We start from the raw sequence: 26,267 nt of genomic DNA on the forward strand, positions 1-26,267 counted from the left end.
CAATCAGTTGGGGTCAAACACCATGAGCACTAGCAATTTTGGCAAAGGCTGTCACCTCCACCTGATCGATGGCTCCGCCTTCATCTTTCGCGCCTACCACGCGCTGCCGCCGCTGACGCGCAAATCCGACGGGCTGCCCATCGGCGCGGTCTCGGGGTTCTGCAACATGCTGTTCAAACAGGTCGAGGACAACAAGGGCCCCGATGCGCCGACCCATGTGGCGGTGATCTTTGACCACTCCGGCAAATCGTTTCGCAACGATATGTACGATCAGTACAAGGCCAATCGCCCCCCCGCGCCGGAGGATCTGGTGCCGCAGTTCCCGCTGACGCGCGAGGCCACCCGCGCCTTCAACATCGCCTGCAAGGAGATCGAAGGCTTTGAGGCCGATGACATCATCGCTACATTGGCCTGTCAGGCGCGCGAGGCCGGGGGCCGCGTGACGATCATCTCGTCAGATAAGGACCTGATGCAGCTGGTCGGGGACGGGGTCGAGATGCTCGACGCGATGAAGAACAAGCGCATCGACAGCGATGGCGTGCGCGAGAAATTCGGCGTCGGCCCCGACCGGGTTGTGGATGTGCAGGCGCTTGCGGGCGACTCTGTTGACAACGTGCCCGGCGCGCCCGGCATCGGCATCAAGACCGCCGCGCTCCTGATCAACGAGTTCGGCTCGCTGGAGGATCTGCTGGATCGCGCCGAAGAGATCAAGCAGCCCAAGCGTCGTCAAACCCTGATCGAGAAGCGCGACCAGATCGAGATGTCGAAACGGCTGGTGCAGCTGGATTGCGACATGGAGCTGGACTTCACGCTCGACGATCTGGAGGTGCGCGATCCGGATGCAGATACGCTCTTGGGCTTCCTCGCCGAGATGGAATTCCGCACCCTGTCCAAGCGAATGGCCGACCAGCTGGGCCGCGAGGCCCCGACCATCCCCGAAGCGCCCTCCGCCGCAGCCGCCGCGCTGGAGCTGCCCGAAGCGCCGGGCTTTGACAGTGCCGAATATACCACCGTGCGCGACGCCGAGACCCTTCAGCAGTGGATCGATCTCATTCGTGAGCATGGCTATGTCGCGGTCGATACCGAGACCACCGGCCTTAACGAGATGATCGCGGATCTCGTTGGCATCAGCCTATGTGTGGTTCCGGGGCAGGCCTGCTATGTGCCGCTCACACATAAGACGGGGAACTCCGACGATCTCTTTGGCTCTGACGATCTGGCCGAGGGGCAGATGCCGCTCAAGGACGCGCTGGAGATGCTGAAACCGGTGCTGGAGGATGACGCCATCCTCAAGATCGGCCAGAACATGAAATACGATGCCAAGATCTTTGCCCGTAACGGCATCGACGTGACCCCGATCGACGACACCATGTTGTTGTCCTATGCGCTTCATGGCGGCATGCACGGACATGGGATGGATACGCTGTCGGAGCGCTATCTCGACCATCAGCCGATCCCGATCAAATCGCTCTTGGGGAGCGGAAAATCCGCGATCACATTTGACCGGGTGTCGATAGAGGACGCCACGCCCTATGCGGCCGAGGACGCCGACATCACCCTGCGCCTCTGGCAGCAGTTCAAACCGCAGTTGCACCAGAAACAGGTGACCACCGTCTACGAGACCTTGGAACGCCCGCTGGTGCCGGTGCTGGCGCAGATGGAACAACATGGCATCAAGGTGGACCGCGACACGCTCAGCCGTATGTCGAACGCGTTCTCACAAAAAATGGCCGCGCTCGAGGCAGAGATCCACGAGCTCGCGGGCGAGACCTTCAATGTCGGCTCCCCCAAGCAGCTGGGCGAGATCCTTTTTGACAAGATGTCTCTGCCGGGGGGCAAGAAGGGCAAGACCGGTGCCTATGCCACCGGGGCGGACATTCTTGAGGATCTGGCCACGGAGCATACCTTGCCCGCGCGCGTGTTGGACTGGCGGCAACTCTCCAAGCTGAAATCCACGTACACAGACGCGCTTCAGGAGCACATCCATCCCGAAACCGGGCGGGTACATACGTCTTATTTGCAGACCGGCGCCAACACTGGGCGTCTGGCCTCGAGCGATCCCAACCTGCAAAACATCCCCGTGCGCAGCGAAGAGGGACGCCGCATCCGCGAGGCCTTTGTCGCAGACGAGGGCAATGTGCTTCTGTCGCTCGACTACAGCCAGATCGAGCTGCGCATCCTGGCCCATGTTGCGGGAATCGATGCGCTAAAACAGGCGTTTGCCGACGGCCACGACATCCACGCGATGACCGCCTCCGAGGTCTTTGATGTGCCACTTGAGGAGATGACTCCGGACATTCGCCGCAAGGCCAAGGCGATCAACTTTGGCGTGATCTATGGGATTTCGGGCTTTGGGCTTGCACGCAACCTGCGTATTCCGCGCGGCGAGGCCCAGGGATTTATCGACCGCTATTTCGAGCGTTTCCCCGGCATTCGTCAGTATATGGATGACACGGTGAACTTCGCCAAGGAGCACGGTTATGTGCAAACGCTCTTTGGCCGTAAGATCCACACGCCGGAGATCGCAGCCAAGGGACCGCGTGCGAGCTTTGCAAAACGCGCGGCTATCAACGCGCCCATTCAGGGCACGGCCGCAGATGTCATCCGGCGCGCCATGGTGCGTATGCCAGAGGCCATCGCCCACCTGCCCGCGCGCATGCTGCTGCAGGTCCACGATGAATTGCTGTTCGAAGTGCCCGAGGATCACGTCGAAGAGACGATTTCCGTCGCCCGCGAGATCATGGAAGGCGCGGCTGATCCGGCAGTGCATATGGATGTAAAACTGGTGGTCGACGCGGGACGCGGCCAAAACTGGGCCGAGGCGCATTAAGCGGCAGGAAACAAAACACGGTTTTGCCCCCTCATCAGTTGTTCCGACGCCACGACAGCGGCGGCGGGATCGACGCTAGAAACTCATCTCTCGATGATTGTCTTTGGATGATCCCCAGAGCCGGCATTCGCCCCCCAAATTGCAGGGACGACGTCAAATAGAGCGCCGTCAAGCGGTCTGCAGGGCCTTCATCCAGCGCAGGCTGTCTTCGGTTCTTGGGGTGCTCGGGGTGTATTCCGCGCTGACCCAACCACTATAGCCGCTGTCATCGATCGCCTGAAACAACGCATCAAAATCCACCGGTCCGCGCCCCGGCTCGCAGCGTGACGGAGCTGCTGCAAATTGCACATGGCTCGCGCGGCTCCCAAAAGTCTCCCAGACCTTGAGCGCATCTCCGTGGATAAGTTGGGCGTGATAAGCGTCGAACTGCAGGGTGACATTGTCGCGCCCAACCTCATCGAGAATGTCGATCGCAAGGTTGTAATCGTCGAGGAAATAGCCCGGGAAATCTCCGCTGTTAAGCGGTTCGATCGTGAATTGCTGCTGCGGCGCAGACTCCGCCGCTGCCTGCAGGTTCTGCACAAAGGTCCGCCGCGCGGCCTCCCCTTTGGCTGGCCCCGCCATGATGTGGATACGTCCCGCTTTCAACATGTCGGCATAGCGCAGTACCCGACGAATATCGCGCTGAAAGCGCTCCGCCTGTTCGGGAACGGCAGCATAGCCCGGATCGCCACCGGTGTAATTGGGCGGCGGGGCATTGATCAACAAAAGCTCCAGCCCATTGGCAAGAAGCGCACGCTGCGTTTCTTTGGCGGCAAACTCATAAGGAAAGAGAACTTCCACCGCCTCGAACCCAGCAGCCGCGGCAGCCGAGAATCGGTCAAGGTAAGGAAGCTCCGCAAAGAGCATGGATAGATTGGCCGCGAACTTAGGCATTCTCACCTCCTGCTAGATGTGCAGCCCTCGCCACGCCACTATAGCACAGTCCCCGGGCGCGCGTGTGCGGGTTTTGTTTTAAACTTGAACTGCACGTACCTTCGTAGTGCGCCGATATGCACCCGGCACGCAAAGAAGAAAACGCTGGCTTTTGCGCAATTTTAATGGAGTGCGCGGATCCTCGCCCAGAGCATGCTCACTGCGCCCAGCACCTGCCCTCAGGTCAAATCAAGCGCATCGGCCTTGATGATGCGAAAGAAAGCGCCCTGCGACCAGACACCGAACCAGCCATCATGCGTCTCGCCCAATTCCATCAGGCGATAGAAGCTCTTGCGGTCCACCAGCGCCTCCAGTCCGGCGCGCACATGCACATAGGGCGCAGGCTCGCCCGTCTCAGGATCCGTCTCAACGCGAATGGCATTCTCTGGTCCGGCAAGGGTTTCATCCCCAACCTGCGTGGTGAAGGTCAAAATCTGTTCTTTTCCCACACCAGCCGCTTCAAAATCCACCGCCACAAAAGGCGCGTCCTCAACGGTGATGCCGACTTTCTCTACCGGTGTAACCAGATAGAACTTGTCTGCCTCACGTTTCAGAATCGAGGAAAACAGCTTCACCAGTTCAAAGCGGCGAATTTCAGAGCCAAGATAGCTCCAACGGCCGTCGCGATGAATGCGGATGTCGAGATCGCCGCAATAAGGCGGATTCCACAGGTGCACCGGAGGCAAACCGCCGTCGCCGGCCGCCTTTGCGCTGACTTCAAGAGCATCCGCATCCGGTTTCACAACTTTTTGTCCGCTCATTCGTTTTGCCATTCCATTCCCGCGCGATACACTCAAACCATATAAGCCCACAGAAAGGGAAGTCATGAGCGAAGCACAGGATCTATTGACCGACATCGAAGCGCTGGAGGTTCGCCTGCAAGACGCGCGCGCCTCGATCAAACGTCGCTTCATCGGACAGGAGCGGGTCGTGGACCTGACTCTGGCGACCCTCTTGTGCGGAGGCCATGGGCTTTTGATCGGCCTACCCGGCCTTGGCAAAACCCGACTGGTCGAAGCGCTTTCGACCGTTATGGGCCTCAATGGAAACCGGGTGCAATTCACGCCGGACCTGATGCCCGCCGACATCCTTGGCTCCGAAGTTCTTGATACAGCCCCTGATGGCACCCGCGCCTTTCGCTTCGTACAGGGACCAATTTTTTGTCAGCTGCTGATGGCGGATGAAATAAACCGCGCCTCACCCCGGACCCAGTCGGCGCTCCTACAGGCGATGCAAGAGAAAACCGTGACCGTCGCGGGCGCCGACCGGGCGTTGGATGCACCGTTTCATGTGCTTGCGACGCAAAACCCGATCGAGCAGGAAGGCACCTATCCGCTGCCTGAGGCACAGCTCGACCGGTTCCTCATGCAGATCGACATCCACTACCCCGACCGCGAAACCGAGCGCGATATTCTCATCGCGACCACGGGTGTCGAAGAGGAAGCCGCGCATCAGGTCTTTACCGCCGAGGAATTAATCGCGGCCCAAACCCTCTTGCGCCGCATGCCAGTGGGCGAATCCGTGGTCGAAGTGATCCTTGACCTTGTGCGCGCCTTCCGTCCCGAAGACCCTGCTGCAAGTGAGCGCGTGGCGCAGACCGTGGCCTGGGGGCCCGGACCACGGGCGGCACAGGCGCTGATGCTGGCGGTGCGGGCACGCGCCTTGTTGCAAGGCCGACTGGCCCCCAATACCGAAGACGTCATCGACATGGCGCGCCCGATCCTGAGCCACCGCATGCAACTCAACTTTGCCGCGCGCGCCCGCGGCGACAGCCTTGCCGAGCTGATCGACGAAACCGCCGCCTCCCTCGTCAAAGCCGAGGCCGCCGCGTGAGCCTGCCCCTCGCCTCTCCCGACAGGACGGCGCGCGGCCCCGCAGGCCAGATCCGCAGCCGCGCCGAAGAGGCCGCCAGTGTCCTGCCGCCGCTGTTGGTGCAGGCCCAACAACTCGCCGGGGCGGTCTTGCTCGGCGAACACGGCCGCAGGCGCTCTGGGGTGGGCGATGATTTCTGGCAATATCGCCCCGTGCAGCAAGGCGATAGCCGTCGCATGATCGACCATCGCCGCTCCGCGCGTGGCGATCAGCAATTTGTCCGCGAGCGGGAATGGCAGATTGCCCAGACTGTCCATCTCTGGGTGGACCAGGGACAGTCCATGCGCTTTGCCTCAGATGGAAAACTGCCCCAAAAGATCGACCGCGCGCGCCTGCTGGCCCTAGCGTCTGCAGTGCTGATGGTGCGCGGTGGCGAACGTGTCGGGCTCACAGGTGGGCTGTTGCCGCCACGGCGCGGAAACATGCAAATCCTGCGATTGGCCGAGCATTTTACCACTCAGGACGACGCCACATATGCGCCACCCGAACATCGGGCCCTCATTCCGCATGCGCGGGCCTTGTTCATCTCTGACTTCCTCGGACCCTTTGAGGAGCTCGAGATCGCGCTGAGCAAAGCCGCAGATCGCGGCCTTCGAGGGGTGCTGTTGCAGGTGCTTGATCCAAGCGAAGAGCTGTTTCCCTTTGCAGGGCGCACCCGGTTCGAGGGACCGCACAAAGCGCATGTTCACGAAACACTCAAAGCATCTGCCCTGCGGGACCGGTATCTTGAGCGTCTCGCGCAACGGCGCGATGCACTCGAAACACTCTGCCGCGCGGCAGGCTGGACGCTTGGGCTGCATCACACCGGCGACAGCGCCCAATCGGGGCTGCTGTGGCTCTATCACGCATTGGAGCGGCGGCAATGACGATGATCGCGGGCATAGGTTTTGCAAGCCCCTGGCTTCTGCTTGGGCTCTTGGTGTTGCCGATCCTGTGGCTTTTGCTGCGTGCAATCCCGCCCGCGCCCAAACGGCAGCCCTTTCCTGCCGTGACGCTTTTGCTCGGGCTCAAGGATGACGAGAGCCTTTCGGATCGCACGCCTTGGTGGCTTTTGCTGTTGAGGATGCTGGCCGTCGCGGCAGCCATCGTGGGGCTCTCCGGGCCGGTGCTGAACCCCGCACAAGAACAGAGCGGCGATGGGCCGTTGCTGATCGTGATGGATTCCGGCTGGGGCGGCGCGCCTCATTGGGAGCAAAACCGCAGCCACATTGAGGCAGAACTCAGTGAGGCAGGCCGGGCCGGACGCCCGGTTGCCCTGTTGCGCCTGACCGAGCCTGAGCCACTGCAATTTCGCGCCGCAGGATATTGGGGACGCCAACTCCCGGGCATGACGCCAGCACCCTGGGTTGCGTCCCCTGAACAGGTGCGTGCCGCGATGGACCTCATTGCAGAGGTCGAGGGCGGATTTGACACGCTCTGGCTCAGTGACGGGCTGGCAATGGCGGCGCGCCAGGATCTGGTCACGGCCCTTGGTGAGCGCGGCAACATCGAAGTCTATGAAAGCGGCGCTCCCGTGATCGGGCTTCTGCCCGCGACCTATGCCGATGGAGCGATCACACTCAGTGCCCAGCGCAGTAATACCGGGCTGACGCAGGAAATCACGGTGCAGGCCTTGGGTCCGGATCCCAATGGCACCGAAAGGGCGCTGGCCTCCACCACGATCACCTTTGACGCAGCGGCCAGCGCTGCAGAGACTCAGATCGCGCTGCCGATGGAGCTGCGCGCCCGCATCAGTCGCTTTGAAATCCTCAATACGCGTTCCGCCGGGGCGGTTTCGCTCACCGATGATCGCTTGCGGCGGCGGGAAGTGGCACTCATTTCCGCCCAGAGCGAGGATGAGGGCCTCGCGCTCTTGTCAGCGCTGCACTACCTGCGCCAAGCGCTGGAACCGACGGCGGAGCTGCTGGAAGGCTCGTTGACGGATCTGCTACCCGCAAACCCGGATGTCGTGGTTCTGGCGGATGTGGCCCGCCTTGCTCCCGCCCAGGAAGAAGCCCTGATCGACTGGGTCGAGTCGGGTGGGCTTTTGTTGCGGTTCGCCGGACCACGGCTTGCTGCCAGCGACACCGCACGCGACACTGAGGAACCCTTGATGCCCGTGCGCCTGCGCATCGGCGGGCGCAGCATCGGCGGCGCGATGAGCTGGGGTGAGCCCAAGGCGCTTGCGCCCTTTGCAGAAGGCTCGCCCTTTTACGGGTTGGACATTCCTCAGGATGTCGCAGTGAGCTCTCAGGTCATGGCACAGCCCGACCCGGAGCTGGCCAGCCGCGTGGTGGCGGAACTCAGCGATGGCACCCCGCTGGTGACCCGCAAACCGCTTGGTCAGGGGCAGGTGATCCTGTTTCATGTCACTGCAAATGCAGAATGGAGCAGCCTGCCGCTTTCGGGGCTGTTCGTAGACATGCTTGAGCGCCTTGCAGTTTCTTCCGCTTCCAAACCGCCCAGCGCTGACGATCTGGAAGGCACCACGTGGCAAGCCGTCGAAGTGCTGGATGGCTTTGGCCGGTTGACGGACGCGGACACGCTTTCAGGAGTCGCAGGTCCAGACCTCATCGACGCGCCCTCGGGTCCAACATTGCAACCCGGGCTCTATACCAGCGGCAGCGGAGCCTATGCGCGCAATGTACTGCGCGATGGTGATGGTATTGAACCTTCGATCTGGCCTGCCTCGGTTCCAGTCCTTACCTACGAAGGCGCGGCTGAACGGCCCCTTGGGGGGCTGCTCCTCAGCCTGGCATTGGTGTTGCTTGCGGTGGATATTGCGGCGGCTCTGTGGGTCTCAGGCCTTTGGTCTCCGGCCAAAGTAGCTACAATTGCACTCGGGATGGGCCTCGCGGGTAGCGGCTTTATTGCTCTGCCGCCCGCAGCACAGGCGCAGATGGCCACCCCACTCAACCTCCCCTCTGAAACCGAGCTCACCTCTGAGCTGACTCTGGGCCATGTTCTGACCGGCGATGCGCGAGTCGACCAGATCGCCGCAGAGGGGCTGCGCGGCCTCAGCAATGTCATGACGCTCAGAACATCTGTCGAACCCGCGGCACCCTATGGGGTGGACCTGGAAACTGATGAGCTCGCGTTCTTTCCCTTTCTGTATTGGCCCGTCACCGAGGGCCAGCCGCTGCCCTCATCAGAGGCCTACAGCAAGCTCAACGCTTATCTGCGCACTGGTGGGATGATCCTGTTTGACACCCGCGACGCGGATCTGACGCAGACAGGGGCCAGCTCGGGCGCGGCACGGCGCTTGCAACAACTGGCGCTGCCGCTGGATATCCCGCCACTGGAGCCGATCCCCGCCGACCACGTTCTGACTCGCGCTTTCTACCTGCTTCAGGATTTTCCCGGTCGTCACCCACGCGGACAGATCTGGGTCGAAGCCGCACCGCCGGATGCCAAGCAGGTCGACGGCCTCCCGTTTCGCAATCTAAACGACGGGGTGACACCCGTGGTGATCGGAGGCAATGACTGGGCGGCCGCATGGGCCGTGGATGAACGCAATTCGCCGCTTTATCCAGTGGGGCGTGGTTTTTCAGGGGAACGCCAGCGCGAACTGGCCCGCCGTTTTGGGGTCAACCTGCTGATGCATGTGCTGACGGGGAACTATAAATCCGATCAGGTCCATGTGCCTGCGCTTCTGGACCGACTGGGGCAGTAAAATGATGCAGAAACCAAATCCTGCGGCGCAAGGAGCTCGTGTGGCATGACCCAGACCATCCTCTTTGATCCCCTTGTGCCCTTGGCGCTGCTGGCCGTGTTGGCAGGCCTGAGTGTACTGGCCATGGCCCTCGCCATCTGGCGCAGGCTAGCCGGCTGGGCCTTGCGCGCGGGGGCTGCGCTGGTGCTCTTGGCGGCGCTCTCTGGGCCAGTCATCCAAGTGGAGGACCGCAGCCCCCTCAGCGACATTGTGATCGTGGCAGAGGACCGCACCGCCAGTCAGACCCTTTCCGATCGCCCTGATCAGATGGCGGCGGCCCGCACGGAACTGGAGGCGGCGCTGGCCAAGCGGGCCAATACGGATGTACGCTGGATCGCCGTCGAAGACAGCCCCGATGACGGTGGTACGCAGCTGATGGACGCGCTGACCCGCGCCCTCGCGGATGAGCCGCGCGCGCGCGTGGCAGGGCTCATCGCGCTCTCGGATGGACAGGTGCATGATATGGAGCGCGCACCAGAGCTGCCCGCCCCTTTGCACCTTTTGATGACCGGCCGCGACAGCGACTGGGATCGCCGCCTGATTGTCCGCAACGCACCCTCTTTCGGCATCATAGGCGAGCCAATCACCCTGACACTCCGGGTTGAAGATCAAGGCGCCGCGCCCGAGGGACTTCAGTCCACTGAGTTGCAAATCGCGATTGATGGCGGCGCGGCGCAGAGCTTTCGACTGCCCGTCGGAGTTGATTTTGACCTGCCGCTGACGCTGCCGCACGGTGGGCGCAACGTGATCGAATTCCGCGTGCCCGAGGCAGAGGGCGAGCTCACAACCCGCAACAATGCCGCACTTTTGCAGATCAATGGCGTGCGCGACCGGCTGCGGGTTCTTCTGGTTTCCGGCGCGCCACACCCCGGAGGGCGGACGTGGCGCAACCTCTTGAAGTCGGACAGTGCGGTGGATCTGGTCCATTTCACCATTCTGCGCCCGCCGGAGAAACAGGACGGCGTTCCCGTCGACGAACTGTCTCTGATCGCTTTTCCAACCCGCGAGCTGTTCCTCGAAAAGATTGAGGATTTTGATCTCATTATCTTTGACCGTTACAAACGGCGCGGCATCCTGCCCTCTGCCTATCTGGAGAATGTGGCCAATTATGTGCGCCGAGGTGGGGCTGTTCTGGTTGCCGCAGGCCCCGATTTTGCAAGCGCCGACAGCATCTTTCGCACCCCTCTGGCTGAGGTTCTGCCGGCGCGCCCCTCCGCCCGCGTCCTTGAGGAGCCTTACCGTCCTGTCATCAGCGAGTCCGGTCTTCAGCATCCGGTGACAGCAGAGCTGACCGGTGCAGAGAGCTGGGGTCGCTGGATGCGGCAAGTCGAACTCGACACCACGGGCGGCGTCACATTGATGCACGGCGTGGGCGAGCGTCCGCTGCTCACGCTTGACCGGGTCGAGGAGGGGCGTGTAGCGCTGCTGGCCTCTGATCATGCTTGGCTCTGGAGTCGCGGGTATGACGGCGGTGGCCCGCAGCTGGAGCTTTTGCGACGCCTCGCGCATTGGATGATGAAGGAGCCCGAGCTTGAAGAAGAGGTCCTCACCGCTGAAGCCACGGGGCAACGTATGCGGATTGAACGCCGCACGCTTGGCGAAACCGTAGGACCAGTCACCATCACGGCTCCTGACGGCACCACTTCCGAGATCGCGTTGCGACAACAGCGTCCTGGCCTTTGGGAAGGTCGCTATGAAAGTGATCAGATCGGGCTCTACCATCTCGAAGAGGGTGAAGAGCGTACCGTGATCGGGCTTGGTCCCGCCGCGCCACGCGAATTCGAGCAAACAATTGCGACAGCCGATCTGGTGGGGCCACTCGTGCGCTCGCTACGCGGCGGTACCGTCGCTCTTGAGGACGGCATGCCCTCTTTGCGCAACATTCGCGAGGGGCGCCCCGCTGCGGGGCGCGGCTGGATCGGGCTGGTACCACGGGGCGCATATGAGACAACCGCCGTGACCCAATCCCCGCTGCTTCCTTCATGGTTCTTGCTACTTCTGGCGGCGACACTCATGATTGGCGCGTGGCTGCGAGAGGGGCGCAGCTGAGTCAGTTGTCATATCCATCGGAGCCGCCCCCTCGATCTCTAGAGCATCATTGAAGCGGGCACATGCGCCATGCTTTGTGACGGGCAGATCCCAGCACACCCGTTGGATTAGGCGCCGCGCCCTTCGCGCGGCGCATCGGGCAAAGACCGGTGTGAAAACCCTCGAGGTGTAACAGTCTCACGGGTTCATTCGGCCCAGTCAGGATGTCGGCGCAAAACGAATGGAGACCTCCGGATCCCCCGGCAGCCCCATATAGATCACCGACGCGCCTCCTCTAAGATCTGCCGGAGGCACCAAGGGACCAAAAGAGCCGACAGAGACCAAATCACCGGCCTTGAAGGTCACGCCCACCTCGTGCAGCCAAAGGATCGTCTCTGCAGGATGGCCCAAAACAGCGGTACCCGAAGCAGAGACAACCGTATCACCTGTGCCGTCGCGCAGAGTCACGGTCATTTCCGCCAACGCCGCTGTGAGCGCGGTGGGATCCGTGACGGGCACCTCTGCACCCAAGACGCCTTTGCGCGCACCAACTCCCATTGCGGTGATCGTCTCGACCGTCATCGGCTCACCCGGTGCCAAAGCCAGATCCGGCAACTCGATAAAGGGCCGGATGCTTTTGATATTCTGCATCACTTCCTCGGGGGTGGTGGCCCAGTTCACCGCCGAGTCTCCGATCTCAAGAACCAGATCCGCTTCCACCATGGGCACCGTGCCCCAAGGCATCTCGATCGTCGCGCCACTCTCCAGCATCATGTCACGATAAAGCACACCACGAACCGGTTCGCTGGCCTCGAAACGCGCCTGTGCCGCCGCGCTGGTCAATCCCGCCTTATACCCAATCACCGGGCCGAAGTGTTCCGAGAGCGCTTCTGCGACCCGCGCTTGTGTGCAGAGCGCATCCACCATGCTCCCCCCTGCGCCAAGCGCGGTCGCGGGCTGGCGGTCAACATAGGCGGACACGAACTGCGCAACTTCTTCTTCGCTTGCGCATTCAGCCCGGGCAATATCTGTTCCAAGGGTCAGAGCTACGCTCATCGTCAGGATTCCAACCAGACCCGATGTTCTCAACGAAATGCCTCTTTTCTCCTCAAGCCAGCGCATTAGCCGGTCTCCTCGATTTCAACGGTCACCCGTGCAGATTGCCCGTCTGCATCGATCACCACAAGCGTTGCATGGCCCGGCCCGGGGCTCGGAAGGTCGAGGTCGCGTGACCTCAGGCCTTGGGCCACCGGCACGCCATTGGCCAGCACGGTAAAGGGCAACCGACCTCCCCGCAATTTCAACGCCATCCGCCCCTCCACCAACGAAAGCCGGGCATGGGTGGGTGGGAAAAGCACCTCTGGCGCCCCGGCGCCGGCCTCTGAAAAAGTCTCTGACCGGGCGCGAAACCGTTGCAGAGGGGCCGGGAGCTCTGCGGTCTCCAACACCAGTGCGTTCGAAGGGGGCGGGGACAGAGGATCAATCTCCGGTTTTAAAACGGCAAAGGCTTCGAACAGCACCGGTGCCGCCAGCTCCGCGCCAAAGACACCCGGCACCGGCGTGCCGTCCGCTCGTCCGAGCCAGACTCCGATCACATGCCGCCCGTCCCAGCCCACAGCCCAAGCATCTCGGTGCCCGTAAGACGTGCCTGTCTTGTAGGGCAACATACCACCGCGCGCCCCGGCGGGCGCCGGAGCATCGCGCAGGATGTCCCCAAGATACCAAGCTGCAACCGGCGACATTACCCTTGGGGTCTTTTCCCGCGCAGCTCCGGTCTCGGAGGTAAGCCTCGGTGCCGTTCCGCCGGCAGCAACGACCGCATACATTTGCACCAGATCATGAAGACTCACACCAACACCGCCGAGGCTGACCGCCAGCCCCGGCTTTCCGCTAGGGAGTTGGGGTCGCATGCCGACCTGCCGCATTGCGGCCATCAGCCGCGACGGTCCAAGCGCCTCGGTCAAGGTGACGACCGGGGTGTTCAAAGACATCTGCAACGCGTCGCGCACCCGCACATCTCCGCGAAATGCACCATCAAAGTTCTGAGGTGCGTAGCCACCAAAGGACACGGGCGCATCGCGGATCAGCGTATCAGGATGCGCAAGCCCATCGTCAAAGGCGAGACCGTAGACCAGCGGTTTCAGAGTAGAGCCCGGCGAACGCACCGCGCGCGCCATATCGACGTAACTCCGCCGCGCGGTATCCGTGTAATCGGGCGCCCCGATCCGCACCAATATCTCCCCGCTTTGGTGATCGGCAACAATCATCGCTGCGCTCAGCCGTGCACCAGAGACCTTGACCCTGCGCGATAGCACCGCCTGAAGCCGCGCCTGAAGCATCGCATCCAATGTGGTGTCAAACCGCGCCTGTGCCGGGGCTGTCGCGCGGAGTTGATCGCTCAGATGAGGTGCCAGCAGGGGGAACGCCCGCCGCCTGTCAGGTAGCGGCGCAACGGCGGCGAGATGTGCCACTTCCGTCGTCAGTACGCCTGCGTCTTGGCTGCGATTGAGCACGCGTCTCCGTGCCTCTCGCGCCGCACTTACCGATCGGTCAGGACGGCGTGTCTCTGGTGATTGCGGCAGTGCCACCAGAAGCGCAGCTTCCGCAGCGGTCAAGCGATGTGGCTCCTTGCCAAACCAGGAAAGACTTGCGGCGCGCACCCCTTCGAGATTCCCACCAAATGGTGCGTGAATGAGGTAGAGATTGAGGATCTCGGTCTTGGAGAGCTTGCGTTCCAGAGCCAGCGCGACACGGATCTGGCGCAGCTTTCCAGACCAGCGCCCGGTCGGCCCATCCTCGAGCAACCGTGCGACCTGCATCGTGAGAGTGGAGCCCCCCGAGACGGTCCGTCCATTCCACACGGCCTGCCCAAAGGCGCGCAGCATCGCGACCGGATCTACTCCGAAGTGGGTGTCGAACCGTTTGTCTTCATAGGCGCGCAACATGCGCAGATACGTGGGGTCCACTTCTTCAGAGCGGACCGCCATGCGCCAGATGCCATCTTCTACCGGAAAAGCGCGCAGGAGCCGACCATGGCGGTCCCGCACTTCAACCGAAGTTTCGGCCAAGGTCTGTGGTAGGCGCGTGTCCTCAACCCATTGATCCAGCGCTTTTCCCGCAATGACCGCTGCAATCAGCAGGCCCAGAAGTGGAAGCCTGAGCGGTGAGCGCCAGCGCCTGTGAGGGCCTGCCACACTGCCAACTGACCGATCGGTAAGGACACGCCCGGGCGCAGCAGAAGTCTGATGCGCCCGCCGCTCAGCGGGCGCCCTTTGCAGGCGAAGCCAATCCGGCGTGATCATCGCACCTGCAAACGTCCTGCCGCGGTATTGGCGCGATAGGCAGGCCGGTACATATCCTCGACCGAGGCCGCGGGATGGTGGAAGGACCCGGGACTCACCGCGCGCACCATATAGGCCAGCGTGATCGGGTCCGTGCCCCGCGACGTCACCGCCGCAAGGAAACGGTCAGATCGGAACTCAGCATGATCCGCGTCCCAGAGGCTCAGCCAATCCAGATCCCTAAGATCGCCCGAGCGCAGCAGATTCGGATTGTCGATTTCAAGACCGGCCGGAAGCGGATCATTCACCATCAAACGTGCGCCAATGTCTTCCTGTGGCAAGACCCGCAGAACCGTCACCAACCGTGTTCCAACATCGACCTCTGTCAGATCGACCGGCGCCCCTTCGAGAGTGTAATACTCCCGCGTCAGAGCAAAGCCATAGCCCCGCGCAGCCGGCGGCACGACGGGCACCCCGATCCGCGTCAACGTGATGTCGGTGCTGCGCCCAGAGGCGGCCGTCACCGACAGCTCTTTTGGGCTGCCCCCTGCCATCACCTCGACAAATGCTCCGGCAACAGGCTGGCCATTCACACGCAGCCCCGAGTCCTCGGGGGCGTCGACCAAGGCCTGCGCCGCCAGCAAGCTCCAAGCTGCCTCCTGAGTGGAGCGCAGACCATCGCTATCCGCAACGCGCGCGGTGAGGTAGTCGCGATTGACGGCCGCACTGCCAGCCTCGACTGCAAGCGCCAGAACTGCGGCCGTGTCGCGGAGTTGAGTGCCGTAATCTACACGCCACAAAGGCTGTTCCGCCCCCTGGCCCGCGATCATCTGCGCGGCGCGGGCAAACATCTTGTCCGCGCGGCGCTGATCCCCGTAAGCCGCCAACGCGGCCCCAAGCTGGGCCGCTCCCATCGGGGTCGAGAAGGCCTCTGCCTTCACATCGGCGTAGTAGCGCAGATCCCCCATTGCGGCAGCCCCCTCCCGCGCCAGCACCAGGAGCGCATAGGCGATTTCTTCACCGCCGTTGTCAAAGTCGGGCGCATAATTCAGGCGGTTGCGCAAATTATCCATCGCGCGGGCAAAGGCCTGATCGGGAACCACATAGCCTTTGGCGCGCGCGCGGCTCAGGAAATCCGAAGCATAGGCATCCAACCACAAATCGCCGCTCTCGGCACGCCACAGGCCAAACGCTCCGTTCGCGGCCTGCCGGGTTAGCACCTTGCGGATCGCGCTGTTGATACGGGCATCGACTTTCGGACGATCCCCGAGGCCAGCGGCATCCGCGACGGAAGACAGGTACAACAAGGGTAGCGCTTTGGAGGTGACCTGCTCGGTGCAGCCATAGGGGTAGCCATCAAGCTGCGCCAGCAAACCTGGCACATCGAACTTCGCCAAAGGACCCGCAGACATCACTGCCCGCGCAGATCCCGGCCTCAGCCCTTCGAACACATCTGCGTTGAAGAGGAAGCTGTCTCCGCTCGCTAGCGAGAAGCGCCGAGTTTCCGAGACCTCTGGGTCATTGGCCCGCACGGGCAACCGCAGCATTTGCTCGAGAACCGCACCGCCCGGCGTTGTCAGACTGAGCCGCAGCTCGGGATCCCCGACCGCGTCTGCCGTCACTGGCACCTCAAGGATAACGCGGCCCTTCTCAGCAAGGCCCACAGAGGCAGGGACAGCACCGAGGCGCACGCCCGCTCCACGGACGTCGACCGCCAGCCCAACCTCGCCTGCCGGCCCGTCGGCATGGGTAATATCAAGCCGGATGCGGCTCTGATCTCCCGGGGCGAGGAAACGTGGCAGCGAGGCTGTCAGCACGACAGGGTCTCGTACGACCATATCGGCCTCAGCCTGCCCCACGGATCGATCCGTCCAGGCCACCGCCATCAAACGTACAGTGCCATTGAAGTCGGGCAATGTGATCGGCAAGCGCAGGCTGCCGGTTTCATCCACTTTGACAGCGCCGTGAAAGACCGACATCAGATCCTGTGTCGGAGGCGGAGATTGAAATTGCCCACCAAGGCCCGCGTCCCCTCCAGAGCGCACGCGCCCCAAGGCGCCGTTGCCCGGATCAATGAGACGGCCATAGATATCGCGCAGTTCCATCCCGAGACGCCGTTGGCCGTGGAAATATCCTACCGGGTCCGGGCTCTGATAGCCGGTGAGGTTCAAGATACCAACATCCACGGCGGCGAGCGTCAGCCAGACTTCTTCTCCTGCGTCGGCACCTGCAACCTTCACGGTCGCTTCGATCGTTTGGCGTGGGCGAGTGATCTCTGGCACGGTGATGGCGACATCCAACTCCTGCCCCGGCTGCGCCACTGTCGCATGGGCGATGCCCAGGGCACGGGTTGGCGTCCGCCCCTCACGGCTGGCAACCGGCTGCACCACAGAGGCGCTGACATAGGCCCCGCTGCCCCATTCGGAGGTGACCTCAAGCGGGATCACATTTTCCCCCGCCTTCACTGCGACCGCTTGTCGATGGATCAACTCGCTTCCCATGACAGAAATCAGCGCGGTTCCTGCCGTTTGTGGCACGATGCGCAGACGCGCAGTGTCACCGGGGGCGTAGCTCTCACGGTCCAGTGACAGTTCCAATCGATCCGGAGTCTGCGCATCGGATGCGGGCACGTACCACCCCGCATAGAAATCCTGCGCCGCAGTGACATATTCGCCATCCAGGCGTTCCACCACCAGCTCGTAACGTCCCCAGTCCACGGGCGCTGTGATCGCCACCGGCTCACTGCCCAGCATGGCTTCGCCCGAGGCTACGCGGGTGCGGCGCGTGATCGGCTCCCACTGCCAATCGCCATAAAGCTGATACCACTGATAGCGCGTCTCTACGCGATTCATCACCCATTGCACCTGCATTGGCATGGGACTGAGATCCGGCCCCAGAGCGACCAGCTCGAAACCAGCCTCGGTGCCTTCGGCGACCACGTCATCTGCAAACTGAGCCTTAAGCCCGATCACAGGGGTTGCGGGGCGCACGGGCACGGTCTGCGCGCGCTCTACCGGGCGTGCGGAGCCATCCGCAAGCCTGAGCCGCAGCCGCGCTTCAAGCGGAAGGCCTGCTGCCTCGATGTCGGGCAGGTCACCGGTCGCAACAGCGCGCCCCTGGGCGTCGGTGTCATCGGCGCTGAAATAACGGGTCTGGCGGGTGGTCTCCGCATCATAGCGCCCAAAACGGTAACCGGGCCAATCAGAGAGTTGGCGTACCGGGCTGAGCGAAACATCGCCTTCGACACTCAGACCTGCACCCGGCGCTCCGAACAGGAAGCGCGCTTTTACATCGACAACCATCTGCCCGCCTGGACGCAGGCGCGCCACGTCGCGAATTTCCTGTTCGAAATCAATACGCTCCGGCAGAAAGTCCTCCACAAGAACGGTTTGGCGGGCGAGTGGGTCAGCCTTGGGGTCCGTGTAGATTTCAACGCTCCAGGAGCCGCGCGGCACACTGTCCCCGACGGGCAGGGCAAAGACATGTCCGCCTGCACTGCCGCCGTCTGAGATATGGCGCGAATATTCAACACCATCCGGACGTTTCAGCACTGCGATGAGCGGCAGTCCCTCGATGGCCTGTGCGCGAGGATCGCGAGACAGAGCGGTGACATTGATGGTTTCACCAGCACGATAGGCTCCGCGATCGGTGGTCAGGAAGACATCCACTGGCCCCGGCGCAGGCCGCCCCTCGACACCGCGATCAGAGAGATCAAACCCCGCATCCCGCAGCGACAAGAAGGCAAAATCCTCTTCACCTGCGCGCGCCAGCAGCATCGCCGGTGCAGCGCTTCCCGTACCGCGTGTAAGCCCCGGCGCGAAGCGCGCATACCCGGTGACGTCACTGGTCGCTCGCGCAATCACCGCATTGGCTTCGGAAATCAGCTCCACCTCGACCCCTGCGCGGGCCTTGGCATCGGAAAGCCCCTGCACCTGCACATGCAAGCCGTCTGCCCCCGACATGGAGCTAAGGCCAAGGTCAGTCAGAACGAACCACTGCATCGCCGCAGGGCTGTCATAAGGGTCCGCACCCGGGATCGAGGCGCTGAGGGCGTAGATGCCAACAGGTTGATCCGCCAGCACATCATTCAGTGGCAGCCGGGTCGTCATGTCCCGGTTCAGCTCTTGCTGGACCTCTGCAGTGCCACTCCAGAGCACTTCTGCCAGGGTGGCGTCAAAATTTTCGCTCTGCCATTGATTCAGCGGGCGCGCAAAGAGATCGTCCTGCATGCTGCGCAGAAGGTTGCGATCGCTGACCCGAGAGAGTTTCAGGTCGAGCATGTCAACATTTACGGTTTCAACCGGAAGGGCGGTCACATCGCTGCGCGCGAGCACATAGGCCCGACCGGGAAAGCGCACCGAGGGACTGCGGTCGCGAATATAGTGACGCAGGTCCACATCCTTCACGAGCGCCTCACCGTTGGCTGCAGGCAGACCACGGCGCAGCGTCACCCGGAGGTGCTGGCCGTGGGTCAATCCCGTCAGACACAGCTCTTGCCCCGAAGCCTCTGCGGCCAGTCCCTTGGCGTCGGATTTCAGATAATCGCCGTAGGTTACACCCGTTTGGGCCAGCTCTTCGGAGAACACGATGCATATACGCGGATCGGCACTGTCGGCTTCGACCCGCGTATCACTGACCCGAAACCCGTATTTTGCTACCGCGCGATCCAAGAGAGCGGCAATATCCTGACGCGGAGCGATATCCTGCGCCAGCCGAAGCATGGAGACCATGTCGCGGCCACGTCCGAGTTTTTCCAGCGCAAGTGCAGCTTCTGTGAGGGCGGTTGCCTGCAAGGGCGCAGCATCCGCGCGTAAATAGCCGTTGAGCGCCGCCGAAGCCGCCTCGGCAAGATTGCGACGGGTCTCGCTGCTACGGTCTGTCGGTATCGCCCTTACGAAACGCGCATATTCCACCCAGAGGTCCGGCGCATCGCTGAGGGCCACCGCCTCGCCCATCCAGCGTGCGGCCATTGTCGCATTGTTGCCAGCGAAGAACTGTTGCGAACCGTCAACCAAAACGCCGAGATCACGCCCGCTCAGGGGGTATCGCGACCCGATGTCGCTCGCGAGGGTGCGCGCTGCGGACAGATCGTTACCTCCTCGCAACGGCAAACGGGATGCCCGATCAGCCGCACGCGCTGCCAGATCTGAATCAACAGGTACTTTGCGCACGGTGAGCGCGCCCACAAAGGTCGAAGGCGCGCTGAGTTCCGATTTGGGGAAACAGGCGTTGGATTTCAGATTGTAGACGAATCCCACACAAGCCCCCTGAGTCGCGCAAGCGCGCTGGCAGGCTTCGAGCGAGGTATCAAACAGTGCCTGAAGATCAGCGCCGAAATGATCGGTATCGGGTTGGGTCACAAACCGATGCGCTGGCAATGGTTTAGATTCGCTTGTCTGTGCAATCGCAACAGAGCCAAGAACATTAGAAAAAAGAAAAACGAGTAAAATCAAAAGGCGCTGCATGGAATCCTCCCTGTCACCAGAGAAAGGCTCGCATGCGGTTAACCTCATAGCAAGCATGCGCGCCATAACACCAACGCTAAAGGCAAATTAAGGAATGCCTGCGAGATTGGTGCCGCGGGCAGGGAAACAACTAGTGTTGGAGTTGGCGCATATGTCGCTTGCTGAAAAATTGGCTCAGGAACGCAGGGCGCGATTGGCAGCCGAGCGACTTCTGGAGCTGAAACAAGCTGAACTGACCGATGCGAACCGCAAGCTCGGCCGCCATGCGCTTGCGCTAACCAAACGGATCGGCGCCACTCAGGCAGAAATCGCGACCTTCAAGAACGAAAATGAAAAGGTCAAAAGCGACCTCAACACAGCCAATGAAAAGGTCGAGCAGGCCGAACGGCGCCTGTGGCACTCTATTCAGGCCTTTCAGGACGGTTTTGCCTTCTTTGACAGTGACAGCAAGTTGATCGGCGCCAACACTGCCTATCTCAATATCTTTGAGGGGGTAGAGGAGGTATCGCCGGGCGTCTCCTATGTGCGCATCCTGCAAATCCTGACCGATGAGGGGCTGATCGACACCGAGGAGCTCTCGGCGGATTCGTGGCGCGCGATGATGACGGAGCGCTGGATGTCGCCCGCGCCAGAACCAACGGTGGTGCGGCTGTGGAATGATCGCTACCTGAAGCTGATCGACCAACGCGGCCATGACGGTGACATCGTGAGTCTCGCCCTCGATATCACCGCAACTGTCCACTACGAGGAAGAGCTTCGCAGCGCCCGAGAGCGCGCCGAGGCTGCGAATCGCGCGAAATCCGCCTTTCTGGCCAATATGAGCCACGAGATCCGTACGCCAATGAACGGTGTCGTCGGCATGGCCGAGCTCCTGAGCGACACCACGCTGACCGAAGAGCAGCGCCTTTATGCCAATACAATCAAGAACTCGGGCGAGGCGCTTCTGGTCATCATCAACGACGTTCTCGACTATTCCAAGATCGAGGCGGACAAATTGGCGCTGCATCCCGAGGCCTTTGATCTTGAAGCCTGCATGCATGAGGTCGTCATGCTGCTGCAGGCCAATGCCCGCGACAAAGGGCTGACGCTGCTGGTTGACTACGACCTCTTTATGCCGACGAATTTCATTGGCGACCCAGGGCGCATCCGCCAAATCCTCACCAATCTTATCGGCAATGCGATCAAATTCACCAACGAAGGGCATGTTACGGCTCGCGTGACCGGGGTGCCGCATCCCGAAGACAATACCGTGATGCTGCATATCTCGATCGAGGACAGCGGCATCGGCATTCCTGACGACAAGATTCAGCACATCTTTGGCGAATTCAATCAGGTCGAGGATGAAACCAACCGGCAGTTTGAGGGCACGGGGCTTGGTCTCGCGATCACCGAACGCCTGATCAAGTTGATGGACGGCGAGATCTGGGTCGAAAGCCAGTTGGGCAAAGGCTCGTGTTTTGGCTTCCGCCTGCCGCTTGTGGTGGCGGATGGCTCACAGGTGAATGCGCCCGAACTGCCCGAAAACCTGAACTGCGTGATGATCGTCGATGATATGGATATCAACCGCGAGATCCTGAACCGTCAACTTCAGCGCCTGGACCTCAAGGTGGTGGCCGTAACCAGCGGTGCCGAGGCACTCGACGTTCTCAATGCCGAAATCGATTTGGTCATCACCGATCGCAACCTACCGGGGATGGACGGGCTGAAACTGGCGCGCAGCCTGCACCATGCTTCGCCACAGACGCCGGTACTGCTGCTTTCTTCTGATCCTGCTGATGGGAGCGACCCTGCCCTCAGCGATCTCTTTGCTGGCATTCTGCAGAAACCGATTCCTCGCGGCGCCCTGTTCCGAGCCCTCTCCAAACTTGATGCGCCATCTGTACATCCCGCCCGACCGCAAGATGTGCCACCGGCTGCTCCCGCCATCGAGCCGCCTTCAGACGCCCCCGTGCAAGTGCCTGCACCCGAAGCGGGCGTGGACTTCGGATCCGGCGCGACGATCGCTTCGGATCTGCGCCGGATGCGGGTTCTGGCGGCGGAGGACAACCGCACCAACCAGCTGGTCTTCCGCAAGATGGTCAAGGATATGAACATCGACTTGCGCTTTGCAGGCAACGGGTTGGAGGCGGTTGAGCTCTACCAGAGTTTTAAACCGGATATGATTTTCATGGATATTTCCATGCCCAAAATGGATGGCAAAGAGGCCACGCAGGCCATTCGCGAGCTTGAAAAAGAAAACGGTCGCAGAGTGCAGATAGTGGCCTTGACGGCGCATGCGATGGATGGCGATTCCGAGGGCATACTGGCCGCAGGCCTTGACGACTACCTCACCAAGCCCCTGCGGAAATCGGTGATCCACGACCGGATCATGAAAAACATGCCCACGGCCGTGGCTCCGCTGCAAGGCGAAGGCGATGATCTGCAAGCCACAGGCTGAGACCGCCTGACACGTAGGCGGCCCAGATTTCTGCGCTCTCGCTGTCAGATGTGCAACGCGTGACCAAGCGCCTTCAGACAGGCCTCTTGCAAACCCTCGGACTGTGTTGGATGCGCATGGATGGTGGCGGCGATATCCTCAAGGCAGGCGCCCATCTCGATGGCGAGCGAAAACGCCGAAGAGAGCTCGGATATGCCCACGCCGACACCCTGCAGCCCCAGAACCGCATTGTCCGCTTCGCGCCAGACCACCCGAATGAAACCCTCATCGCGTTCGGTTGTCATCGCACGACCATTGGCCACAAACGGAAACTCGGCCGATTTGGTGCCCTCGACCTCGCCGGGGAGCACGCCACAGGTGACAATCTCCGGATCGGTAAAACACACGGCAGGGATCGCGCGCTTGTCCCACTCTACCGCTTGCCCGGCCAGATATTCCGCCACCATCTCCCCCTGCGCCATCGCACGATGGGCAAGCATGGGCTCTCCGGTCACGTCCCCGATTGCATAGATCCCCCGCATCGAGGTCTGGCAGACCTTGTCGATGCGGATGAAAGGCCCGTTCATCGTCAGAGACAACTCATCAATACCAATGCCCTGAGTGCGCGGCCTGCGCCCGACCGTCACAAGCACACGCTCTGCAGCGATTTCACCAGCATCAGTTTGCAGCGCGCCGCCCTCATGTGACTGCGCTTTGGTGCCCGTCATGACCGTCACGCCGAGCTCCTCAAGGCGTTTGTGAACAGGACGTGTCAGCGCCTTGTCATATAGCGGCAGTATACGGTCCTCGGCCTCAACCACGGTGACCTTGGACCCAAGTTTTGCAAACACGGTGCCAAGTTCGAGGCCGATATAGCCGCCGCCGACCACGGCTAGGCTCTCGGGCACTTCGGTCAGGGAGAGCGCTTCGGTCGAAGACATCACCGCCCCCCCAAATGGCAGGAAGGGCAGTTCCACCGGGGCCGACCCGGTTGCGATCACGATGTAGTCGGCACGGATCTGTATCTCGCCCTCGTCGCCTGCAACGGTAACAGTCTTGCCATCCACAAAGCGGGCGCGGCCTGAGATCATCTTGACGCCTGCTTTACGCAAGAGCCCGCCTACCCCGCCAGTCAAGCGCTCTACAATGCCATCTTTCCACGCAACGGTTTGCTCAAGATCAATAGTCGGGCCTGCGGCCGAAATCCCAAGCGGGCCTGCGCCTGCATGGGTCATTTTGTAGAACTCGTCGGCGGCATGGATCATCGCCTTGGACGGAATACAGCCGATATTGAGACAGGTGCCACCGGGGCGGGCCTCATCGACGATGACCGTATCGAGCCCGAGCTGCCCAGCGCGAATGGCGCAGACATAGCCGCCGGGGCCAGCGCCGATCACCAGAACTTTGCGTTTTATATCAGTCATCTAGCCCTCAACAAACAGCATCGCTGGCGTTTCCAGCAGGAGTTTCAGTTTTTGCACGAACACCGCCGCATCCCAGCCGTCGATCACCCGGTGGTCGAAAGAGCAGGAGATATTCATCATCTTGCAGGGCTGGAATTGCTGACCGTCCCAAACCGGGCGCATCTGCATTTTGTTGACCCCAACAATGGCTACTTCGGGGTGGTTGATGATCGGCGTGGTCGCAATCGCGCCCAGCGCACCAAGCGAGGTAATGGTGATGGTGCCACCCGTGAGCTCATCCCGCTTGATCGATCCATCCCGCGCCGCTTCTGCAAGGCGCGCGAGTTCGGCCGCATTGTCCCACAGGCTACCCGCCTCAGCGTGATGCACCACGGGTACATTGAGCCCGTTCGGCGTCTGGGTCGCAATACCGACATGCACGCCGCCGTGGCGGTGAATGATGCCCTTTTCATCATCGTAGCGCGCATTGAGCTCCGGCTGTTCACGCACCGCCTCCACGATGGCACGCATCAGGAAAGGCAGCAGCGTGAGCTTGGGGCGCTGGTCCTTGTATTTGCGGTTCAATGCTGCCCGCAGATCTTCGAGCGCCTCCATCTCGATTTCTTCGACGATGGTGATATGCGGGATCTGGCGTTTGGAAATCGCCATCTTCTCCGCGATCTTGCGGCGCATGCCGACCACACGCACATCCTCGACGCCCGTGTTCTTGCCGCGCTTGACGCTGCCTTGTTGGATGCCGCCAGAGGCGATCCAGTTCTCGAGATCCCCGTGGCTGATACGCCCACCCGGGCCGCTCCCGGGCACTTGACGCAGATCCACACCTTCCTCGCGCGCCCGTGCGCGGACCGAGGGTGCCGCCAGAGGTTTGGTGTTCTTTGCGCGCGCGACGGGTTTTCCGGTTTTCACCACGGGTCGCGCGGGCTCTGCCGGCTTGTCCCCTCGTTCTGGCTCCGGCTCCGCCTTCTGCTCTTTGGGGGCCGGGGTTGGTTCGGGTTCAGCGACAGAGGCTGCCTCATTGCCTTCACCATCCACTTCGATTCGTACCAGCACGCAGCCGATCGCGAGCATATCGCCGATCTCTCCCCCGAGTTCGACCACCTTGCCCTCTACCGAGGAAGGCACCTCGACGGCAGCCTTGTCGGTCATGACAGCTGCGAGCACATCGTCTTCCTTGACGATGTCACCCGGCTTTACATGCCACTCCGTAAGCTCGGCCTCAGCGATACCTTCACCTACGTCGGGCAAGCGAATTGCAAAGATTCCCATCCGCTCAGTCCTCCATGCATTTCTTCAGCGCTTCGCCCACCCGTTCTGGGCCGGGGAAGTAATTCCATTCCTGCGCATGCGGGTAGGGCGTATCCCAGCCAGTAACGCGAATGATGGGCGCTTCGAGGCTGTAGAAACAGTTTTCCTGCACAATCGACATCAGTTCCGCGCCAAAGCCAGAGGTCTTGGTCGCCTCATGCACGATGACGCAGCGCCCGGTCTTTTCCACAGAGGCCACGATGGTCTCGAGGTCCAGGGGCAGCAGAGTGCGCAGGTCGATCACCTCGGCGTCGACGCCGCTTTCTTCGGCGGCGGCTTCGGCGACATAGACCATGGTGCCATAGGCCAGCACCGTGACGTCGTTGCCTTTGCGACGGATGGCGGCCTTGCCAAGCGGGATCGGGTTGTAGCCGTCTGCGACATCACCCAGTGGGTGCTTCTTCCAACTGGTAACGGGACGGTCGTGATATCCGTCAAAAGGCCCATTATAGAGCCGCTTTGGCTCCAGAAAGATCACCGGATCCGGGTCTTCGATCGCAGCGAGGAGCAGCCCCTTGGCATCGCTTGGATTGGAAGGCACTACCGTTTTCAGACCAGAGGAATGGGTAAAGAATGCCTCGGGCGACTGGCTGTGGGTCTGCCCGCCAAAGATGCCCCCACCGGTGGGCATGCGGATCACGATCGGGCAGGTGAAATCCCCCGCCGAGCGATGCCGCAGGCGGGCGGCCTCTGAGACGATCTGGTCAATGGCCGGATAGACGTAATCGGCGAACTGGATTTCGATCACAGGGCGCAGACCATAGGCGGCCATCCCGATCGCGGTGCCAACAATACCCGCCTCGTTGATAGGCGTATCAAAGCAGCGTGACTTGCCGTATTTCGCCTGCAGGCCTGCAGTGACACGAAACACACCGCCAAAATACCCGACATCCTCACCGTAGACGACAACACGGTCGTCTTTCTCCATGGCCACATCATGCGCGTCGCGCAGGGCCTCAATCATGGTCATCTGGGCCATG

The 26,267-nt window shown here is 61.8% G+C and carries 14 protein-coding genes; 6 read left to right on the forward strand and 8 right to left on the reverse strand.

What is annotated here, in order from left to right; genetic code table 11:
• The first annotated feature begins 22 nt into the window (after positions 1-22).
• Entirely contained in the window at positions 23-2,830 is a 2,808-nt protein-coding gene (gene polA, locus TM1040_RS18260) for a DNA polymerase I (protein WP_011540078.1), read from the forward strand.
• Between the two features lie 168 nt (positions 2,831-2,998).
• On the opposite strand, the gene TM1040_RS18265 is transcribed toward polA, so the two are convergent.
• Both TM1040_RS18265 and TM1040_RS18270 read right to left on the reverse strand, forming a co-directional pair.
• Positions 2,999-3,766 (reverse strand): hydroxypyruvate isomerase family protein, encoded by a 768-nt coding sequence (locus TM1040_RS18265; protein WP_011540079.1) that lies wholly within the window; start codon positions 3,764-3,766, stop codon positions 2,999-3,001.
• A 218-nt stretch (positions 3,767-3,984) separates the two neighbouring features.
• Positions 3,985-4,566, reverse strand: coding sequence for a DUF1285 domain-containing protein (locus TM1040_RS18270; protein WP_044026937.1), 582 nt, complete (start codon positions 4,564-4,566; stop codon positions 3,985-3,987).
• A 64-nt stretch (positions 4,567-4,630) separates the two neighbouring features.
• On the opposite strand from TM1040_RS18270, the gene TM1040_RS18275 reads away from it, so the two are divergent.
• The 4 genes from TM1040_RS18275 to TM1040_RS18290 are packed head-to-tail and all read left to right on the forward strand — an operon-like array spanning position 4,631 to position 11,417.
• On the forward strand, positions 4,631-5,638 hold the full coding sequence (locus TM1040_RS18275) for an AAA family ATPase (protein ID WP_011540081.1): 1,008 nt from the start codon (positions 4,631-4,633) through the stop codon (positions 5,636-5,638).
• Complete coding sequence (locus tag TM1040_RS18280) at positions 5,635-6,543, forward strand: DUF58 domain-containing protein (protein ID WP_011540082.1); 909 nt, start codon at positions 5,635-5,637, stop codon at positions 6,541-6,543. The genes TM1040_RS18275 and TM1040_RS18280 overlap by 4 nt, the downstream gene beginning before the upstream one ends.
• Entirely contained in the window at positions 6,540-9,329 is a 2,790-nt protein-coding gene (locus TM1040_RS18285; RefSeq protein ID WP_011540083.1) for a DUF4159 domain-containing protein, read from the forward strand. The genes TM1040_RS18280 and TM1040_RS18285 overlap by 4 nt, the downstream gene beginning before the upstream one ends.
• A gap of 45 nt (positions 9,330-9,374) precedes the next feature.
• Positions 9,375-11,417 carry a membrane protein gene (locus tag TM1040_RS18290; RefSeq protein WP_011540084.1) on the forward strand — a complete coding sequence of 681 codons (2,043 nt, stop codon included), beginning with the start codon at positions 9,375-9,377 and terminating at the stop codon, positions 11,415-11,417.
• 198 nt (positions 11,418-11,615) lie between these two features.
• On the opposite strand, the gene TM1040_RS18295 is transcribed toward TM1040_RS18290, so the two are convergent.
• From TM1040_RS18295 to TM1040_RS18305, 3 genes are all read right to left on the reverse strand, one after another.
• On the reverse strand, positions 11,616-12,452 hold the full coding sequence (locus tag TM1040_RS18295; protein WP_166485566.1) for a 2-keto-4-pentenoate hydratase: 837 nt from the start codon (positions 12,450-12,452) through the stop codon (positions 11,616-11,618).
• 65 nt (positions 12,453-12,517) lie between these two features.
• Positions 12,518-14,590, reverse strand: coding sequence for a penicillin-binding protein 1C (gene pbpC, locus TM1040_RS18300; RefSeq protein ID WP_011540086.1), 2,073 nt, complete (start codon positions 14,588-14,590; stop codon positions 12,518-12,520).
• Positions 14,591-14,694: 104 nt separating this feature from the next.
• Positions 14,695-20,142 carry an alpha-2-macroglobulin family protein gene (locus tag TM1040_RS18305; protein WP_011540087.1) on the reverse strand — a complete coding sequence of 1,816 codons (5,448 nt, stop codon included), beginning with the start codon at positions 20,140-20,142 and terminating at the stop codon, positions 14,695-14,697.
• Between the two features lie 151 nt (positions 20,143-20,293).
• On the opposite strand from TM1040_RS18305, the gene TM1040_RS18310 reads away from it, so the two are divergent.
• Positions 20,294-22,579, forward strand: a complete 2,286-nt coding sequence (locus tag TM1040_RS18310; RefSeq protein WP_011540088.1) for a response regulator — start codon at positions 20,294-20,296, stop codon at positions 22,577-22,579.
• A 44-nt stretch (positions 22,580-22,623) separates the two neighbouring features.
• On the opposite strand, the gene lpdA is transcribed toward TM1040_RS18310, so the two are convergent.
• The 3 genes from lpdA to TM1040_RS18325 are packed head-to-tail and all read right to left on the reverse strand — an operon-like array spanning position 22,624 to position 26,266.
• On the reverse strand, positions 22,624-23,982 hold the full coding sequence (gene lpdA, locus TM1040_RS18315) for a dihydrolipoyl dehydrogenase (protein WP_011540089.1): 1,359 nt from the start codon (positions 23,980-23,982) through the stop codon (positions 22,624-22,626).
• Positions 23,983-25,248: a dihydrolipoamide acetyltransferase family protein gene (locus TM1040_RS18320; protein WP_011540090.1), complete on the reverse strand. Its 1,266-nt coding sequence runs from the start codon at positions 25,246-25,248 to the stop codon at positions 23,983-23,985.
• A gap of 4 nt (positions 25,249-25,252) precedes the next feature.
• On the reverse strand, positions 25,253-26,266 hold the full coding sequence (locus TM1040_RS18325; RefSeq protein WP_011540091.1) for an alpha-ketoacid dehydrogenase subunit beta: 1,014 nt from the start codon (positions 26,264-26,266) through the stop codon (positions 25,253-25,255).
• Position 26,267: the final 1 nt, after the last annotated feature.

This window comes from Ruegeria sp. TM1040, assembly GCF_000014065.1.
In the GTDB taxonomy this organism is placed as follows: domain Bacteria; phylum Pseudomonadota; class Alphaproteobacteria; order Rhodobacterales; family Rhodobacteraceae; genus Epibacterium.